Origin of the sequence: Bradyrhizobium agreste (genome assembly GCF_016031625.1) — a bacterium.
In the GTDB taxonomy this organism is placed as follows: Bacteria; Pseudomonadota; Alphaproteobacteria; order Rhizobiales; family Xanthobacteraceae; genus Bradyrhizobium; species Bradyrhizobium agreste.
Map to the genome: position 1 here is coordinate 134,273 of NZ_JACCHP010000011.1, position 18,094 is coordinate 152,366.

Consider the following 18,094-nt stretch of genomic DNA (forward strand, 5'->3'; position numbering starts at 1 on the left):
TATCCTTTGAAACCGAATCCGGACCGTACAGCAGGGAACAAGGCCATCATCCAGCGTGAGAATTTTACCGGTGATCACGCATCCTGTGCGCTGCGGTCGAGCCGAAGTCAGGCTTGGCGCGACAAAGGTAGTGCGGGGCTGCTATGGAACCGGATGATGCGCCTGTGCCCGGGCAGGCATTCCGCAGGGAATATCTAAGTATTATGGTACCAATTCGGATTGGCGAGGCTGACCACCACCGGTGGGACAAGAAAAATGCCTGGATGTGGGGTAGCTCACACAGGCCCCCGTTTGACTGCGGTAGGTTGAACAATTTTGCCCCCAACGTCGAACCGTCCACCGCATCGACCCGACCAACCTTGCGAGACGGCCATTGAGCGCGACACAGGCGGCTTCGGACGAGATCCTGATCGCCAGGATCGCCCAAGGTGACCGGCTCGCCATGCAGGTGCTGTACGGGCGGCACCATGTCAGGGTTTACAGGTTCGGGCTGAGGCTCGTGCGGGACGAGCAGGCGGCGGAAGACCTCATCAGCGAGGTGTTTCTCGACGTCTGGCGTCAAGCCGGCAAGTTCGAGGGCCGATCGGCCGTTTCCACCTGGCTGCTGGCAATCACCCGATTCAAGGCCCTGTCTGCGCTCCGGCGCAGGAAGGATTTCGAGCTGGACGAAGAAGCCGCCAACGCGATCGAGGACACGTCCGACGATCCGGAAACGGTGGTGCAGAAGAAGGATACCAGTGCGGCGTTGCGGGAGTGTCTGACGGGCCTCTCGCCGGATCATCGGGAAATCGTCGATCTCGTCTACTACCACGAGAAATCCGTGGAAGAGGTGGCCGAAATCGTCGGGATACCGGAGAACACTGTGAAGACGCGCTTGTTCTATGCGCGCAAGAAACTGGCCGAACTGCTGAAGGCAGCCGGCGTCGAGCGAGGCTGGCCATGATGGCTTTGAGCAAGAAGATGCTGGAGCAAGAGCCCAGTGAGATTGAACTGCTGCTGCCCTGGCACGCTGCCGGCACGCTGAACGCGCGCGATGCGCGCCGTGTCGAGGAAGCGCTGGGGCGCGATCCCGAGCTTGCCAGGCAATATGCCGCGATCCGCGCCGAGTACGAAGAGACCATCCACCTGAACGAGAGCTTGGGGGCGCCGTCGGCGCGCGCCATGCAGAAGCTGTTCGCCGCGATCGATGCCGAGCCGGCGAGGGCGAGCGGCTCGCTGCCGCTGTCGGCGCGCATCTCGACCTTCTTCGCGAGCCTATCGCCGCGCACACTGGCGTGGTCGGCGAGCCTCGGCGCCGTCGCGCTCGTGCTGCAGGCCGGAATCATCGGCGCCGTGCTGATGAAGAACCAGCCCGCGACCTTCCAGACCGCTTCGCTCTCGACCAGCGCGCCGATCACGCGTGAGCTTGGCAGCACGGCCGCGCCGGCGCGCGCGCTGGTGCGCTTCACGCCCGAAGCGCGCGTCGCCGACATCACCGCGCTGCTCGACAGCTACCAGGCTTCGATCATCGGCGATGCCAAGGGCGGCATGTTCCGCCTCCAGTTCGACAAGGCGATGAGCCAGGACGAACTCGCCTCGCTGCTCGGCAGGATGCAGCGCGAGAAGTTCGTCAATCTCGCCGTCGCGGCGCCCTAGGCGCGCCGCCGAGCCGATGACCGGCAAATCCGAGAGCAGGGTGCGCGCCGGGGCCCGCGCTTCGTCCGTCGGCGTTGCGCTTCTGGTCGCCTCCTGTTTCGGCGTCGAGGTTGCGCAGGCGCAGGCGATCATGCGCACGCCAACGATCAGCGTGCCCTCGCGCACGCCGACCGTCTCTCCCAACATCACCCCGCGGGTCAGCCCGAACGTCGCTGCGCGCGCGGTGAGCGTGGACCGCGGCCCGCGGACGATGGCGACCATTCCCCATACCACGACGTCGCGGATCCGGCCGACGACGCCGGTGCTGCCTTATGCGCGTTACTCGCCGAATCTGTATCCGGCCTGCACCGCGCCCTATCGCAGTAGCGACGGCGAATGTCTGGCGCAGCCCAACGCGGGCGGCGAGGGCACCGGAAAATCCGGCAAGAAGAGCGCCGGCAAAGGGCGCGGCAACGACACGCCGGTCGTGCTGACCTCGCGCAGCTTCGCAGGCGAATTCGTCGCCGAGATCGACGGCGCGCTGTCGACGGCCGAGGCCGACGATCTGGCACGTCGCCACGGCCTGACCCGCCTCGCTTCCGAGAATTTCCCGCTGATCGGAGCCACGTTCGGCCTGTTCCGCATCACCGACGGCCGGCCCTACGAGACCGTGCGGCGCGAATTCGCCGCCGACGGCAGCGTGCGCTCGCTGCAGCCGAACTTCCGCTACGTGCTCCAGGACCAGAAATCGTCGGCCACGACCGAGGGCGATCCTGCGCAATATGCGCTGGCGAAGCTCCGCCTGCCGCAGGCGCATACGCTGGCGCACGGAGCCAACGTCACGATCGCCGTTATCGATTCCGGCATCGACGCCCGGCATCCCGAGCTCGCCAATTCCGTCGCCGACAATTTCGACGCGCTCGGCAGCGCCGAAGGGCCGCACGTCCATGGCACCGGCATCGCCGGGGCGATCGCGGCCCATGCCCGTCTGATGGGCAGCGCGCCCGAAGCCCGTATCATCGCCATCCGGGCCTTCGGCGGTGCCAATGGCGGTGCCGAGAGCTCGTCCTACATCATCCTGCGCTCCCTGAACTACGCCGCCGAGCACGGTGCGCAGATCGTCAATATGAGCTTTGCCGGTCCAAAGGACGCGGTGATCGAGCGTGCGATCGCGGCGACGGCCGCGCGTGGTCTCGTGCTGATTGCGGCCGCCGGCAATGCCGGCGCGAAGTCGCCGCCGCTGTATCCGGCGGCCAATCCCAACGTGATCGCGGTCAGCGCGACGGATCGGCAGGACAGGCTGTTCACCGCGTCCAACCGCGGCAATTACATTGCCATCGCAGCGCCTGGGGTCGACATCTTCCTGCCGGCGCCCGACGGCAAATACCAGATGACGTCGGGAACCTCGTTCTCGGCCGCCTATGTCTCCGGCGTCGCGGCGCTGCTGCTCGAGCGCAACTACGCACTGAAGCCGGAAGTGCTGCGCATGACGCTGGTGAAGACTGCACGCGACCTCGGCTCACCCGGGCGTGACGACCTCTTCGGCGACGGCCAGGCCGATGCGTTTGCCGCCGTCATGGCCGTTCCCGTCGACAGCGCGACGCCGGTCGCCGCTGCCTCCGGTACAACAAAACGTGAAGATGCGGGAAAGCGTCGCGACGAGCCGGGCATACGCGCGATCGAGCAGCCTTCGCTGTCGGGCGCGGAGGATAAATCCGCGGTTTCTCAGGCAGATAGACCGGCGGCGCGATAGCCGCCGCGACCAAGCTGCGCGACTGCGGAGAGTCAAAAAAGCGAACCCCGCATTGAACGTTCAGCCTGCTGCCACGACCAACTGATGTGGGAGCGGTCATCCCTCCCCATCAGTCATATCAGGCGCGAGCGCCCATCCACCCCAAGCGCCCATATGGCTCGACCCGTCCGGTTGTCCCCCCGGACGGGTCTTTTCTTTTCGCAGCGTTTTTGAGCGAAGTGGATGCCGGTTCGCGTGAAGGAGACGCGTCAAAACAACAATCGGGCGTCCGATTTTTCGAAGCTCCGCATTTGTTCAGCCTGCGGTTGAAGATCGCCGTGGCGTCGGTCGCCGTCGCGCGCGCGACACGCCGCAACGCCGTCATGCTTGTGCGAAGCTTGACTCGAAAACACGGAAAATCACCGCACGACTACGGTGTCTGGTGACGAATGCCGCGTCGTTGCTGGACAAGTCAAAACTTTTCCACAAAATATTCATGTCGCGTCTAAATTGATTCGTGTGCGTTGCGTCCCCCGCGTCCGTGTTTTCTCCTGACGGGCTGGTTCATGACACATCGCCAAGAGTTCGTTCGCGACGCGGCCGGCAGCCGCCAAATCGCGGCGCGCTGGTGCGCTCTCGCCGAGCAGCGCCTGCAACATCTCTCCGAGATGTTCGAGACCGGCCGCTGGCGCCGCTATCATTCCGAGATCGCGTTCCTCGAAAACATCCAGGAAGCCAAACGCGCCGTCCAGACCTGGCGCGCGCTTGCAACCGGCGGGGATGTCGCCGAGGCGGCTGCGACCGTGACGCCGGCATTTGGTTGGTCGCCGGCGACGATGCCCCGCTTGGCGCCGCGCGAGCAGGCGCAGACCGTGCAGCCCAAGACCTTGCAGCCAAAGGCCGTTCACATCGCTCCCGGGACCGCCACGCCGGTCGGGCTCGATCCGAAGCCCGACGTGCTTGCGGAGATCACCGAAGCCCCGATCGCGCCGCTTGCCGCGCCCCTAGCGAGGCCGTCGTTCGTCGCGCCTGCCGAGATGACGCCGCTCAAGGCTCCCGCTGCGAAGCCAATGTTCACCGCACCTGCCGTGAGATCGCCGCTCGTAGAGCCGACCGGGACCGCCCCATTGACCGCGCCGGACGTGAGGCCGCCGGTGCCTGCCGCGAAGCCGCCGAAAGCCGCGCCTGCAGCGATAGCGGCGCTCCTGCCGCAGTTCGCCCCGCCCGCCGATGATATCGTCGCCGCCCCCGAGCGCGTCGTCGAATTCACCTTCAGCCTCGACGGCCTCGAAGCGAAGTACCCGCTGCTCAGGAACGCGTTCTAACGCCGCACCGCATTGCCGCCGACCATCAGCTGCGCGAAGCGTTGTGCGCCGTCGGCCGACAGGTCCGACGTCACTGTGCGGGCGTGATCGAGGCCGACCACGGCACCGCGCGGCGTCTCGGAGATCATGTTGTTGTTGACGAGCGCGGTGCCGGCGCCGGGCACGACGGAGACGCCGACGCCGGCCAGCGCCTTGCGGATCACGTTGCCCGTGATCGCGACGTCGCGCAGATATTTGCCCCAGCCGGCGACGATGCCGTAGGAGGGTGCGTTCTCGATCACGTTGCCGGTCACCGAAGAATCCGCCTCGATGTAGATGCCGACGCCGGCATCGTCGTCGGGCGCTGTCCCGATCGGCCGCTTCGGAATCAGGTTGCGGATGATGTTGCCCTGGACCACCGCGATGCGGCCGCCCTCGTTGAAATTGCAGATCGAGACGCCGACGGCCGCGCCGTCCACGATGTTGTTGGCGATCACCGCGGCCTCGAATGCGAACTCGGAATAGAGCGCGACCTCGCGCACGTCGCTGACGCTGTTGCCTGCGATGTGGATGTTCGAGGCCGAGTTGCCGCGCACCGCCGAATAGTCGCAATTCCTGATGCGGTTGCCGCGCACGATCACATTGCCGGCTCGAAAGGCGTTGATGGCGTTGCCGTATTGGCCCGAGCCGCCGGGGCCGGCCTTGATGTTCTCGATGCGGTTGTCGGCGACCAGCGTGCCGTCATCGCCGATCGCGGTGCGCAGGATCTCGATCCCGTTGTCGTTGGTGCCGAGAATCGTGTTGCGGCAGACAGCGAGGCCCCTGGCGTCGAACGACACGACCGCCGTCACCGCGATGTCGGTGAAGATATTGCCGGAAATGTCGCCCGCGACCTGCTCGAGCCAGATGCCGCTGCCGCCCGAGCTCGTGATCTCGCAATCGGTGATGCGCACGTCGCGCCCGCCGAGAACGTGGATCAGGCCGCGCCGTGTCGGCAGCGGAATGCCGCCGCCCTCGATGGTGATGCCGGTGAGGCCGATCGCATCGGAGCCGTCGCTCTGGATCGCCGAGGCCCCGCCGGTGAAGACGAGCTTGGTCGCGCCGCGCACGCCGACCAGCTGCGCGCCGTTCGGCAGCCGCAACAGACCGGTCCGGTACACGCCGGGCGGCAAGGCGAGCGGCAATTGCGCCCGCGCGGCCTCGTCGATGGCGCGCTGCAGCGCGCGGGTCTGGTCCTCGCTACTGCCGGGCCGCACACCGTATTGCGTGGCATCGCGGCCGAGCAGCGACGTCAGCGGTGCGGCGCGCGCGGCGTCAACGGGCATGGCCAGCGCACCGGCAATGCCTGCGGTCGAAGCCCCGATGAGATGACGGCGATTGAGGTCCATGACGCGTCCTCCGGCGGACGCGGGGGTCCGCGCCGATTAGGTAGCGCAGGGCGGGCGAGGGCGCGGGGATTGTTCGCGGTAGGGTTAAATGTTTACCGCAGGGACGGTGGCCGGCGCGTTCCGCGCCTTCCGCGTCAACTGCACCATCTCCATCAGCATCGCTTCCCCCGCGTCCACCAGCTCCTCCAGCGTGATGCGGCCCGCGCCCTTGCGGCGCACGCCGCCGCTGCGCGCGAGCAGGGGAATGTGGATGAACGCCGCGAGCTTCGGACCGCCCGCCTTCACGTGCTCGATCGCGCGCCAGCTCAAGTAGTTGCAGAGATAGGCGCCGGCGTCGCGCGAGGGGCGGGCGTCGATGCCGGTGCGGCGCGCGGCGCGCAGCAGCCTTGCGGTGTGCGGACCGAACATCATCGCGTCGGCCTGGCCGGCGATGCCGCGCTTGCTGGAGCGGGTGTTGGCGGCATCGGGCCAGAGCATGGTGACGGCGTTGCGCGCCCGGGTTTCGATGCGCAGGTAAGGCGTGCGGGCGGCGAGGCCGAACATCAGGAGCGCGTCGGGCTTTTGCGCAGCGAGCACGTCAGGCAATTGGCGGTCGACCGCGGCATAGGTGACCGGGAAGATGTGGCTCGATAGCGCGACATCGTCGAGCGCAGGCCGGCGCAATTGCGCGAGCCGCGCCACCAGCGGCTGGGTCGGATTATAGGGCGCGCCGGGAAATGGACCGAAGCCGGTGAGGAGAATGCGGAGCTTGTCGCTCATTGCAGCAACTCCAGGATCTGCTCGGCGGCGAGCGCCGGGGTGAGATGACCATCGGCGACCTCGGCCTCGATCTTGCGGACTTTCGTTCGCACCGACGCCTCGCTGCGCAGCCGCGCCAGCATGCGCTGCTCCAGCATCGACCACATCCACTTCACCTGCTGCTCGCGCCGCCGCGCGGCGAAATCGCCGGACGCATTCATCGCCTTCCGGTGATCCAGAACCTTCTGCCAGATCTTTGCGATGCCGTCGCCGGTCAGCGCCGAATAGGTCTCGACCGGCGGATGCCAATGCTCGGACCGCGGCACCAAGATATGCAGCGCGCCGCGATAGTCGGCCGCGGTAATCTTGGCGCGCTTCAAATTGTCGCCGTCGGCCTTGTTGATCGCGATCATATCGGCGAGCTCGACCAGGCCTTTCTTGATGCCCTGCAGCTCGTCACCGCCGCCCGGCAGCATGAGGGCGAGGAAGAAGTCCGTCATGTCGCAGACCGCCGTCTCGGACTGGCCGATGCCGACGGTTTCCACCAGCACGACGCCGAAGCCGGCGGCCTCGCACAGCAGCATCGCCTCGCGCGTCTTCGCCGCGACGCCGCCGAGCGTGCCCGACGAAGGCGAGGGGCGGATGAAGGCGTCGTTCGAGGCCGACAGCCGCGCCATCCGGGTCTTGTCGCCGAGGATCGAGCCGCCGCTGCGCGCCGAGGACGGATCGACCGCGAGCACCGCGACCTTGTGGCCCTGCTCGATCAGATACGTACCCAGCGCATCGATGGTGGTGGATTTGCCGACGCCCGGCGATCCCGTGATGCCGACGCGAAACGCCTTGCCGGTGTCGGGCAGCAGCATCTGCACCAGCTCCCGCGCCAGCACCTGGTGATCGCTGCGCCGGCTCTCCACCAGCGTGATGGCCCGGGCCAGGGCGGCGCGACTACCGGCGCGCAGGTCGCGGGCGAGGGATTTGACATCGATGGATTTGCTATTAGTCATCATTGCTTTCGCGTCCAGCCGCTAGCGGCCGGACATGCGAATCTGTCTTTCGGCGCAGGCTTTCAGTGCTGGAAGGTGAGTTTGAACGATGTCCCAAACGATTTCGGCTTTCGTCATGTGGTAGGCATGACGCAGAAGATTTCCGAAGTCGATCATCTTCCGCCAGTCGATTCCAGGCTCCGTTCGCTTAACCTCTTCTGGAATGAATCTCGATGCCTCGCAGATGATCTCGAGCAGGCGCTCGATTGCCAGACGGGAGGTCTTTTCAGAGACAAACTGATTGAAGGAGAGACCTCTTACGACGCTTTCGATGTCGGTGATGGCCTCCAGAATATCTCGCAGCCGGTCTTCTACAGTCGGCGGCATTCAGAAGACCTCGACCAGATCATCCGCGATCCGTTCAGCCATGCGCGGCTTCAGCAAATCGCGCATCGATATCTGCGCTCGAAGGCCGACATGGTCCTCGATCAGGTGCAAGACCCTGAAATAGTCGAACCGCGGTGTTTCCTCGCGTGAGGTCGTCTCGACCAGCACGTCGAGGTCGCTGTCTGGGCGGGCGTCGCCGCGCGCGCGGGACCCGAACAGGTAAAGCCGGGTGACACCCGCAGCCCTTAGGGCGGGAGCAAGCTCTCGGAGCTTCCCGACAAGAGTCTGGAGTGGAATGTCTGCGACCTGGGTCATGACGGGACATTAGCACAGGGCGAGGGCCCGGCCCAGCGATAGCGGGCCTGCTCTACTTGCCCCGGCGGGGCAGGCGAGGGCCGCCCGCCCGATATCACCGGGTCGTCGCCGCGGCGGTCTGCGGCTGTTTCACCTTGCGCCACACCCACACCATCACCGGCCAGAGCAGCGCGCCGATCGCCATCGCGGCGAGGATCGCGGCGACCGGGCGCTCGAAGAACGGCAAAATGCTGCCGTCCGACTTGATCAGCGAGGTGACGAAGGCCTGCTCCACCATGGTGCCCATGACGATGCCGAGCACCATGGCGGCCACGGGATAGCCGTTCGCCTCCATGACGTAACCGATCACGCCGAAGGCGGCGACGGTGACGACGCCGAACATGTTGTTGCCGATCGCGAACGAGCCGACCGCGCAGCAGAGCATGATGATCGGCATCACGGTTGAGCGCGGCGCCAGCAGGATGTAGGCGGCGACGCGAATCATGGCGATGCCGAGCGGGATCATCAGGATGTTCGCGATGATGAACATCAGATAGATGGCGTACATGCTCGACGCCTTCTCGGTGAACAGCGTCGGACCGGGATTGAGCCCCTTCATGTAGAGCACCCCGATCGCGATCGCGGCGATGGTGTCGCCGGGGATGCCGAACAGCAGCGAAGGCACCCAGCCCGAGGCGATGCTGGCATTGTTGCTGGCGCCGGCCTCGACCAGGCCCTCGACATGGCCGGTGCCGAACTTTTCCGGCTCCTTGGAGAAGCGCTTCGACATCGCATAGGAGACCCAGGCGGCCATGTCGGCGCCGGCGCCGGGCAGCACGCCAATGATGATGCCGACGATGTTCCCGCGCGTCATCTGCCAGTGATAGAGCTTGGTCAGTCTCCACTGGCCGGCCATGATGCTTCCGAACTTGCGCCGCGGCAGCGGCGGCGGCTCGGGTGTCAGCATCGCACGCATCACCTGCGCCACCGCGAACACGCCGACCAGCGCCGGGATCGGCTCGATGCCGCCGAACAGATCGGTGATGCCGAAGGTGAAGCGCGGGATACCGCCGGGATTCTCGATGCCGATGCAGGAGACGAGCAGGCCGATGAACATGCCCGCGATCGCCTTCACCGGCGAGGACCGCGCCACCAAGGTGGCGCACATCAGGCCGAGCAGCGCCAGCCAGAAATATTCGAAGGTCGAGAACGACAGCGCGATCTCGGCGAGCGGCGGCGCCAGGATCATCAGCGACAGCACGCCGGCGATGCCGCCGACGGCGGAGAACCAGACGCCTGCACCCAGCGCCAGCTCGGCCTGGCCTTTGCGCGTCATGGCGTAGGCTTCATCCGCATAGGCGGCGGAGGCGGGCGTGCCCGGGATACGCAGCAGCGCGCCGGGAATGTCGCCGGAGAAGATCGCCATTGAGGAGGCCGCGACGATGGTCGCGATCGCCGCGATCGGCGACAAATAGAAGGTGACGGGAACGAGCAGGGCGGTCGCCATCGTCGCCGACAGGCCCGGCAGCGAGCCGATCACGAGGCCGTACACGGAGGCCGCGATCATCGCGATGATGACCTCCCAGGTGGAGATCAGCGCGAAGGCGTCAAGCAGAGTTTTCAGCATGGGATTACCAGGGCGTCGGCAACAGGCCGGCGGGCAGCGGCACGCGGAGCAGCTTGCCGAAGATGAGATGAATGGCGAACGGCGAGAGTGCCGCGAGCGGCAGCGCCAGCTTCCACTTCGCCCCGAGCGCGGTCGAGGTCACGTAGACCATGATCGCCGCGGTGACGATGAATCCGAGTCGGTCGGCGGCGACAACGTAGAACAGCAGCAGCGCCGGCGGCAGCAGCGCGCGCAGGCCGTAGAGCCTGCCCTGCGGCGGCGGGGCTGCCGCCTGACCGTCCTCGAACGGCACCAGCTCTTCCTCCTCCTCGAAGGAATGGCCGATGCCGAATACGATCGCGAGCCCGCACAGCGCAAGGCCGCAGCCGATCACCAGCGGAAACACGTTGGGACCGATGGGTTGGCCCGGCACTGGCGGCAAGATGTAGCCGCCATAGGCGGCAGCTGCGCCGAGCACGACGAGAAACGATCCCGTGACGGAGTCGGGAAGACGCATAGGAGGGTCCTGTAGGCTTTCTTCTCCCTCGCCCGTTCTTACGGGGAGAGGGCCTGAGGTGAGGGGACTTTTCGTGCGAACGGTGAGAGCTGGACTCGCGTAAGACTCCCCCTCACCCGAATTCGAGCAAAGCTCGAATTCGACCTCTCCCCGCATCCGCCTTCGCTAAAGCTTCAGCGGACAAGCGCGGGAGAGGTGAAAACGTCATGCCTTGCTCAGGCCCGCGGCCTTCATCGCTTCGCCCATCTGGGCGTCGCCCTTGTCCATGAAGGCCGCGAAATGGGCGGCATCGCCCCACACGGTGCCGAAGCCGCGATTGCTCATGAAGTCCTTGAACTCGGCGGAGTCGTAGACCTTCTTCAGCGCCGCGGTGAGCTTCGTTGCGATCTCCGGCGGCAAATTTTTTGGTCCGGCAATGCCGCGCCAGGCGCCGGTTGCGTAGTCGATGCCCATGGCTTCCTTCAGCGTCGGCACGTCCTTGAACACCGGGTTGCGCGCGGGCGCCATGATGGCAAGGCTTCTGGCCTTGCCGGCCTCGATGATCGCGCGCGCCTCCGGCACCGAGCAGGTGGTGAGATCGAGGCCGCCGGCGGCGAGATCCTGCATTGCGGGCGCTGCGCCATTCGACGGCACCCAGGCGACCTGGTTGGCGGGCAGGCCCATCGCCTGCATCCAGCCGACCAGCGCCAGATGCCAGATGCCGCCCTGGCCGGTGCCGGAAGCCTTGAACTTGCCGGGAGGCGCCGCCTTGATCGCGTCGGCGAGCTCCTTCACCGTTTTGTAGGGCGAGGAGGAGGAGACCTGGATGCCGGGCGGATCTTCGTTCATCAGCGCCAGCGGCGTGTAGCTCTTCGGCGTTAGGTCGGTGAGGCCCTGCCAGTGCATCATCGAGATTTCCACCGTGAGCATGCCGATGGTGTAGCCGTCGGGCTGTGCGGTCGCGATCGCGCTGTGGCCGACCACGCCGGAGCCGCCGGTGCGGTTGACCACGTTGAAGGGCTGGCCGAGGTCCTTCTCCAGCAGCGCGGCGACGATGCGCGCGGTGGCATCGGTGCCGCCGCCGGCGCCCCAGGGCACGATCACGGTGACCGGCCTGGCCGGATAGGCTTGTGCGAGCGCGGGCTTCAAGCCGAAAGCGGCGGAGGCCGCGATAGCGGCTGTGGAAGCCGCGAAGGTGCGGCGCGAAATCTTGGACATCGAATGCCTCCCAGCGGCGCCCGTGATGCCGGGCGCTCTTGTCAACTCCGGCATTCTAGTCGGCTTTGCGTCGCCGCCGCAAGGTAGCGCTACCAATTGGAAGCGTCATGTTGTGCGAAAGCAGACGGCCTCGAATGGGCGATCGGAAATCGGGTGGGTTTTGTCCGCGCGGGTAGCCAACCTCTGCGCGTAACGAAACCAAAGGCAAGCCATCGATGACCCAAGTCTACTACAGCGCCGTGCTGGACCACCCGCTCGACGACGTCTGGTCACTGATCCGCGATTTCAACAACTACCCCGCTTATATCGACGGTGTGAGCGAGAGCGAGATCGAAGACAACAAGCGCGGCGATGAAGTCGGCGCCATCAGACGCTTCTGCTATCTCGGAAACTGGATCCGCCAGCGCCTGGTCGATCACTCGGACCGGCAGCACACTCTGACTTATGCCGGTCTCGAAGCGATACCCTATCCGCAAGAGGACGGCGGCCCGAGTCCGGCGCCGACGCGCTATCAAGGCACCATGCATCTGCGCCCGATCATCGAAGGCGACCGCACCCTCATCGAATGGTCGGTTGCGCTCGAAACCGAAGCTGCGGACGCCGAGCGCTGGCGGACCCTGTTTGAGTCATGGATTCCGGATTGGACGGATTCGCTGGCACGGACACTGGCCCGGACTCGTTAGCGATCGCTCACGGCTCATCCGCCTCGCCCTTCGGCCGCACGCCGCCAAAGATGCGCGCGCCTTCAGCCGCGAGGTACGGCTTCAGCGCCTCCCACGGCACGAAGGCTACATACTGGCTCTCGGCGTAGGGACCGACGGCATAGGGCGGATAGTGAAACGTGAGGCCGGAGCTCTTGCCGGCCTCGGTTGAAGGCGCGAGCGTCACCGCGCCGATCTTGAGCAGGCTCGGCGCAACGCCTTTAAACCATTCGTCGGTCGCGGTGTCGCCGGCGTCTCGCTTCTTCTTCTCGTCCCTAAGCGAGGCGATGATGGCCTTCACCATCGCCTTCATGGTCGCGCCGTTGTCCGCGGTCTCGGCGAAGAACGGGCGGATCGAGATGCGCTTGTTGCCGGCCTTGTCCCACAGGATCGTGTTGACGTTCGAATTGGGGTGGGCGCCGTGCGTGTTCATGTAGTCGTTGCGCAGGATGCTGACATAGCGGTCGGCAACGACGGAGCGGATCTCATATTTGCGCTCGAACTCCCAGCCGCTCTCCCTAGAGAACTGCGGATCGGCTTTGCGCGCGGCGGCGGCCTCCGCAGCATTCTTATCGAGCCATTTCCTGCCCTCCGCAAGGCAATCGGCCGCGAGCGGCGGATCTGCCTTGATCTTGTTGTCAAGAAAAACACGGGCGTCGATGCTCTTGGTCTTGATGGCGGCGTCGGGCTTGGGATCAGCGGCGAGCGAAGAGGAAATATTGATCGTGCCCAGCAACAGCGCCAGGCTCAATTTCAGGACGGAATTCAAGCTTTTGACCCCTCGACGATGGTTCGAATGAATTCAAGCTTTTGACCCCTCGACGATGGTTCGAATGAAAGTCTCCAGCGGAGGGAGATCGTTCTTGATCATGGCCCAAAGCAGATCATGACCGACGCGGTCGGCAAAAGTCGGGGGCACGTCAGAATACTTCGTGGATGTCGTCTGCGATCCGCTCCGCAAAGCGGGGAGATATGGAGCGGCGAACGGTTGCCTGCGTCTGCAAGCCGGTCGCATCCTCGATGATGTGCTCGACATCGATCAAGTTGAGCAACGAAAAAGAGGTGTCCGGTTCGATCTCGACGAGAATATCGATATCGCTGTCAGGCCGATAATCGTCGCGGGCCCGCGAGCCGAAGATGGCGAGCTTCGACACGCCCTTGCCTTTGATGGCGTCCGCATTCTTGCGTATCGCCGCGATGATTTCGTCTCGCGTCATTGACACACCTGGCTCGTCGCGCCGCCAGTCTATCAGCTACTCCGCCGCCTCGCTATGCCCCAGCCGGGCGTTCAGCTTGCGGATCAGCTCCTCGGCGGCGTCTGCGATCACCGTGCCCGGGGGGAAGATCGCCTCGGCGCCGGCGGCATAGAGCGCATCGTAATCCTGCGGCGGCACGACGCCGCCGACGATGATCATGATGTCGTCGCGGCCCTGCTTCTTCAGCGCGGCTTTCAGCTCCGGCACGGCGGTGAGGTGGGCGGCGGCCAGCGAGGAGACGCCGAGGATATGGACGTCGTTCTCGACCGCCTGCCGCGCGGCTTCCTCGGCGGTGGCAAACAGCGGCCCGATGTCGACGTCGAAGCCGATATCGGCGAATGCCGACGCGATCACCTTCTGGCCGCGGTCGTGGCCGTCCTGGCCGATCTTGGCGACCAGAATGCGCGGGCGGCGGCCCTCCGCCTCCTCGAAGGCGTCGATCAGCGCCTGAACCTTCTCGACCTGGGTGCCCATGCTGGACGCCTCCCGCTTGTAGACGCCGGTGATGGACTTGATCTCGGCGCGATGCCGGCCGAACACTTTCTCCATCGCGTCCGAGATCTCGCCGACGGTCGCCTTCGCGCGTGCCGCATCGATTGCGAGCGCCAGCAGATTGCCGTTGCCTTCGCCGGCCGAACGCGTCAGCGCGGCGAGGGCGGCATCGACCTCCTGCTGGTTGCGCTCGGCTCTCAGCCGCTTGAGCTTGTCGATCTGAAGCCGGCGGACATTGGTGTTGTCGACCTTCAGGATCTCGATTCTGTCCTCGTCGGTCGGCTTGTACTTGTTGACGCCGATCACCGCCTGCTTGCCGGCGTCGATGCGCGCTTGCGTCTTGGCCGAGGCCTCCTCGATGCGCAGCTTCGGCACGCCGGCTTCGATCGCCTTTGCCATGCCGCCGAGCTCCTCGATCTCCTGGATATGGCTCCAGGCTTTGGCGGCGAGGTCGCGGGTGAGCCGCTCGACATAGTACGAGCCCCCCCAGGGATCGATGATGCGGGTGGTGCCGCTCTCCTGCTGCAGGAACAGCTGGGTGTTGCGGGCGATGCGCGCGGAGAAATCCGTCGGCAGCGCCAGCGCTTCGTCGAGCGCGTTGGTGTGCAGCGATTGGGTGTGGCCTTGCGTCGCCGCCATCGCTTCGACCGTGGTGCGCATCACGTTGTTGAAGACGTCCTGCGCGGTCAGTGACCAGCCCGAGGTCTGGCTATGCGTGCGCAGCGCCAGCGAGCGCGGGTCCTTCGGACCAAACGGCTTGAGCAGCTTCGCCCAGAGCAGGCGCGCCGCGCGCAGCTTGGCGACTTCCATGAAGAAGTTCATGCCGATCGCCCAGAAGAACGACAGGCGCGGCGCGAAGCGGTCGACGTCGAGGCCTGCGGCAAGGCCGGCGCGCAGATATTCGACGCCATCGGCGAGCGTATAGGCGAGCTCAAGATCCTGCGTCGCGCCGGCCTCCTGCATGTGATAGCCGGAGATCGAGATCGAATTGTACTTCGGCATCTTTTGAGAGGTGTAGGCGAAGATGTCCGAGATGATCCGCATCGAGGGCGCTGGCGGATAGATGTAGGTGTTGCGCACCATGAACTCTTTTAAGATGTCGTTCTGAATGGTGCCCGACAGCTTTTCCGGCGGCACGCCCTGTTCCTCGGCGGCGGCGACGTAGAGCGCGAGGATCGGCAGCACCGCGCCGTTCATGGTCATGGACACGCTCATCTGGTCGAGCGGAATCCCCGCGAACAGCCCGTGGAGAAGCCGGCATATTGCCGGACCGTCCAGGGCTGGTTGACGTACATGGTCGGGTAGGGCCCGCGCAGGTACGGCGCGATGCCCGGATAGGTCTCGAGGAAATCGAGCCCGGCGAGATCCGCCTCGCCATAAGCGGGCTTCACCGGAATACCCTCGGGCGTCAGCCACGGCTCGTCGCTGCCGGCAGGCGCAGCTGTTGCAGCTCGCTCGAAAGTGACGTCGGAAAAATTGGGAATGCGGCTCATGGCTTCAACCAATCTTAGGCGCTCAATCATGATCCGGATGCTGATAGCTGACGATGGTCGCCATCTTCTCCGGTCCGTAATTCTGCTGCGTGGTCTGGCTCGGCAGATTGGCGATGCCGACCACCCAGCCGAGGCGGGATTCGGTGCCGAACTGCCGCGTCGGGATGACGCGATCGGGGTGGTCGAAGGTACCGGTCATGATCTCGATCCGGTCGCCGTCGATGCGGCCAAAGCTCAATGGCGTGCCGCAGGCGGCGCAATAGCCGCGCTCGGCGATCGTGGAAGAGCGGAAGAACGACGGCTTGCCCTTGGTCCAGGCGAAATCCGTCCTGTTGATGTCAGCAAAGGAGGCAAACGGCGCGCCGCTCGCTTTCTGGCACATCCGGCAGTGGCAGATCGAGACCCTGTTCGGCGCTGTCGTGACGCTGAAGCGCACCGCTCCGCATTGGCAGCCGCCGGTGAGAACGGGTTTGCTGGTGTCCGTCATGGCTGCTCCATCCGTCGATAGGCGTCCTGCAGCGTCGCAAGCGCATCGCCTCCGGCGAAGACAAAACCCGTGACGCCGGCGGCCCGCAGCGCCGCCTCGGCCTCAGCCGGGCGGCCTGCCAGGTAGATATGTCGCCCGCCGGCCGATTGCAGGGCCTTTGCCGCGGCGTCGGCATGTTCCGCATAGACCTTGTCGCTGGAACACAGACAGGCCAGCTCGGCACTGGAGGCCTTGAAGGCCGCGGCCAGCTTGGCCGGATCGGCAAAGCCCTCGCTGTCGAGGGCCTGAATGCCGCCGGCCTCGAAAAAGCTCTTCGCGAACGTCGCGCGCGCGGTGAAATCGGCGGGCGTGCCGAGATTGGCCAGGAACACCTTTGGCCGTGCGCCGCGCGCCTTCAGCATCGCATCGGATCTGTCGCGCAGCGCCTCGAACGGTTCCGCCAGACGGATCGGCGCCAGCGCCTCGAACTTGTATGTCTGTTCGCCGTAGGGCGGAAGCGCGATCGGCGTTGCCTTGAGCACAGTGGCTTCGCTCTCATGCAGGTTCGGAAACTCGCTGGCGCCGGTCAGGACGTCCCGGCGCTTTGCGATATTGGCCTCGCGGGCCTTGCGCGTGACCGCGACCTTGCTCTGGAACACACCCCGCTGAAGCGCGGCGAACGCGCCGCCGGCGCTCTCGCTCTCCTGGAACAGTGCCCAGGCCGCTTCGCATAGCTGCGCCGTCAAGGTCTCGATGCCGCCGCTGCCTGCCGCGGGATCGCTGACCTTGGCGAGGTTGCTTTCCTCCAGCAGCAGAAGTTGAGTGTTGCGCGCCACGCGCCGCGCAAACGGATCGGGCAGGCCGAGCGCCAGCGTATGCGGCAGCACGGTGATGGCGTTGGCGCCGGCAAGTCCCGCAGCGAACGCCGCCATGGTCGCGCGCAGCATGTTCACGTAGGGATCGCGCTGCGTCAGCATGCGCCAGGCGGTATCGGCGGCGATGAACAGCGGCTTGGGCGTCAGCCCGCACGCGGTCTCGACACGCGCCCATAACAGCCGCAGCGCGCGGAATTTGGCCATGGTCAGGAATTGGTCGGCATCAGCGGCGAGCCGCGCATAGACCATGCCCTGCGCCTGCTCGAGGGGAATGCCCGCGCCTTCGATCGCGCGCAGGTAAGCGACGCCGCAGGCGAGCACGAAGGCGAGCTCCTGCACCTCCGAGCCACCGGCATCATGGATCACCCGGCCGTCGGCGGAGGCGAACGGCCCCTTGAAGCCAAGCCCGGCGAGGCCCTTGATGGCGCCCGTGATCGCGGGGGCAATTTCGTCCCAGGTATAGGGGCTGTGACCCCATACCGCTCCGGCTGCCAGCGGATCGAGCCCGAAGCGGATGTTGCAGGCGCCGGGATCGAGGCCGTTGCTCTTCACATATTCCGCGACATGGATCGCGGCCATCCGCGATTGCGGTCCGATCTCGAGCTCGATGCCGATGCCGGCGTCGAGGTGAATGTCTTTCAGGATCTTTGCCACCGCCTCGGCCGACGGTTCCAGGCCGAAACCGCGCGCGCCATTGGCCCCGGCAAACACCAGCGCAAGCCCGGTCGCACCGTTCTCCAGATCCTGCAGCGCCTGCGCGTTCGCGAGCGCCGCATCGGGATGATCGATCCGCTGCACGACCTGCCACGGCGCGGCGGGCGGCCGGCCCACCACCGGCGCAACGCCCTTCGCGCGCGGATAGAGCGGTTCGATCTTGATGCCGTCATAGGTCTTGCCGACCAGCTTCTCGAACGGCGCGCCCTTCAGCACGCCGTCGACCAGCTTGCGCCAGTCCTCGAGGCTGGCTTTGGGAAAATCCGCCGCCAGCGGCAGGTCGTCAGTCACGGAGGTCATGCGGCGCGGGGCTCCCGAACGTCTTGTTATTCGCAGG

At 65.7% G+C, this 18,094-nt stretch carries 17 protein-coding genes and 1 pseudogene; 5 read left to right on the forward strand and 13 right to left on the reverse strand.

Annotated features, from left to right (window positions below):
* Positions 1–373 precede the first annotated feature (373 nt).
* From HZZ13_RS17580 to HZZ13_RS17595, 4 genes are all read left to right on the forward strand, one after another.
* Positions 374–943 (forward strand): sigma-70 family RNA polymerase sigma factor, encoded by a 570-nt coding sequence (locus tag HZZ13_RS17580; RefSeq protein ID WP_197960810.1) that lies wholly within the window; start codon positions 374–376, stop codon positions 941–943.
* Complete coding sequence (locus tag HZZ13_RS17585; protein WP_197960811.1) at positions 940–1,635, forward strand: hypothetical protein; 696 nt, start codon at positions 940–942, stop codon at positions 1,633–1,635. Before HZZ13_RS17580 ends, HZZ13_RS17585 begins: the two co-directional genes overlap by 4 nt.
* 16 nt (positions 1,636–1,651) lie before the next feature.
* On the forward strand, positions 1,652–3,367 hold the full coding sequence (locus HZZ13_RS17590; RefSeq protein ID WP_197960812.1) for a S8 family serine peptidase: 1,716 nt from the start codon (positions 1,652–1,654) through the stop codon (positions 3,365–3,367).
* Between the two features lie 545 nt (positions 3,368–3,912).
* The gene (locus HZZ13_RS17595) at positions 3,913–4,671 is read left to right on the forward strand and encodes a TIGR03809 family protein (RefSeq protein ID WP_197960813.1); all 759 of its coding nucleotides are present in this window, start codon (positions 3,913–3,915) and stop codon (positions 4,669–4,671) included.
* Here HZZ13_RS17595 and HZZ13_RS17600 read toward each other — a convergent pair.
* From HZZ13_RS17600 to HZZ13_RS17635, 8 genes are all read right to left on the reverse strand, one after another.
* Positions 4,668–6,038: a TIGR03808 family TAT-translocated repetitive protein gene (locus HZZ13_RS17600; protein WP_197960814.1), complete on the reverse strand. Its 1,371-nt coding sequence runs from the start codon at positions 6,036–6,038 to the stop codon at positions 4,668–4,670. The genes HZZ13_RS17595 and HZZ13_RS17600 overlap by 4 nt on opposite strands.
* An 84-nt stretch (positions 6,039–6,122) precedes the next feature.
* Complete coding sequence (locus HZZ13_RS17605; protein ID WP_197960815.1) at positions 6,123–6,797, reverse strand: pyroglutamyl-peptidase I; 675 nt, start codon at positions 6,795–6,797, stop codon at positions 6,123–6,125.
* Complete coding sequence (meaB, locus tag HZZ13_RS17610) at positions 6,794–7,780, reverse strand: methylmalonyl Co-A mutase-associated GTPase MeaB (protein ID WP_197961098.1); 987 nt, start codon at positions 7,778–7,780, stop codon at positions 6,794–6,796. Before meaB ends, HZZ13_RS17605 begins: the two co-directional genes overlap by 4 nt.
* A gap of 21 nt (positions 7,781–7,801) precedes the next feature.
* Positions 7,802–8,146 carry a HepT-like ribonuclease domain-containing protein gene (locus HZZ13_RS17615; protein ID WP_197960816.1) on the reverse strand — a complete coding sequence of 115 codons (345 nt, stop codon included), beginning with the start codon at positions 8,144–8,146 and terminating at the stop codon, positions 7,802–7,804.
* On the reverse strand, positions 8,147–8,461 hold the full coding sequence (locus HZZ13_RS17620) for a nucleotidyltransferase family protein (RefSeq protein ID WP_197960817.1): 315 nt from the start codon (positions 8,459–8,461) through the stop codon (positions 8,147–8,149).
* A gap of 94 nt (positions 8,462–8,555) precedes the next feature.
* On the reverse strand, positions 8,556–10,067 hold the full coding sequence (locus HZZ13_RS17625) for a tripartite tricarboxylate transporter permease (protein WP_197960818.1): 1,512 nt from the start codon (positions 10,065–10,067) through the stop codon (positions 8,556–8,558).
* A gap of 4 nt (positions 10,068–10,071) precedes the next feature.
* Positions 10,072–10,563: a tripartite tricarboxylate transporter TctB family protein gene (locus HZZ13_RS17630; protein WP_197960819.1), complete on the reverse strand. Its 492-nt coding sequence runs from the start codon at positions 10,561–10,563 to the stop codon at positions 10,072–10,074.
* Between the two features lie 204 nt (positions 10,564–10,767).
* Complete coding sequence (locus tag HZZ13_RS17635; protein ID WP_197960820.1) at positions 10,768–11,760, reverse strand: tripartite tricarboxylate transporter substrate binding protein; 993 nt, start codon at positions 11,758–11,760, stop codon at positions 10,768–10,770.
* A gap of 215 nt (positions 11,761–11,975) precedes the next feature.
* Here HZZ13_RS17635 and HZZ13_RS17640 point away from each other — a divergent pair, with 215 nt between their 5' ends.
* Complete coding sequence (locus tag HZZ13_RS17640) at positions 11,976–12,443, forward strand: SRPBCC family protein (protein WP_197960821.1); 468 nt, start codon at positions 11,976–11,978, stop codon at positions 12,441–12,443.
* 7 nt (positions 12,444–12,450) lie between these two features.
* Here the strand turns inward: HZZ13_RS17640 and HZZ13_RS17645 are convergent, their stop codons facing one another.
* The 5 genes and pseudogenes from HZZ13_RS17645 to HZZ13_RS17665 form a co-directional block, all read right to left on the reverse strand.
* The gene (locus tag HZZ13_RS17645) at positions 12,451–13,218 is read right to left on the reverse strand and encodes a PdaC/RsiV family protein (protein WP_376707058.1); all 768 of its coding nucleotides are present in this window, start codon (positions 13,216–13,218) and stop codon (positions 12,451–12,453) included.
* Positions 13,219–13,381: 163 nt separating this feature from the next.
* Positions 13,382–13,678 (reverse strand): nucleotidyltransferase family protein, encoded by a 297-nt coding sequence (locus tag HZZ13_RS17650; protein ID WP_197960823.1) that lies wholly within the window; start codon positions 13,676–13,678, stop codon positions 13,382–13,384.
* A gap of 36 nt (positions 13,679–13,714) precedes the next feature.
* Positions 13,715–15,702, reverse strand: a pseudogene (scpA, locus tag HZZ13_RS17655) (methylmalonyl-CoA mutase).
* 22 nt (positions 15,703–15,724) lie between these two features.
* A complete protein-coding gene (locus HZZ13_RS17660; protein ID WP_197960824.1) occupies positions 15,725–16,189 on the reverse strand; it encodes a GFA family protein in 465 nt (154 codons plus the stop codon).
* On the reverse strand, positions 16,186–18,057 hold the full coding sequence (locus tag HZZ13_RS17665) for a methylmalonyl-CoA mutase family protein (protein ID WP_197960825.1): 1,872 nt from the start codon (positions 18,055–18,057) through the stop codon (positions 16,186–16,188). Before HZZ13_RS17665 ends, HZZ13_RS17660 begins: the two co-directional genes overlap by 4 nt.
* Between the last annotated feature and the right edge of the window lie 37 nt (positions 18,058–18,094).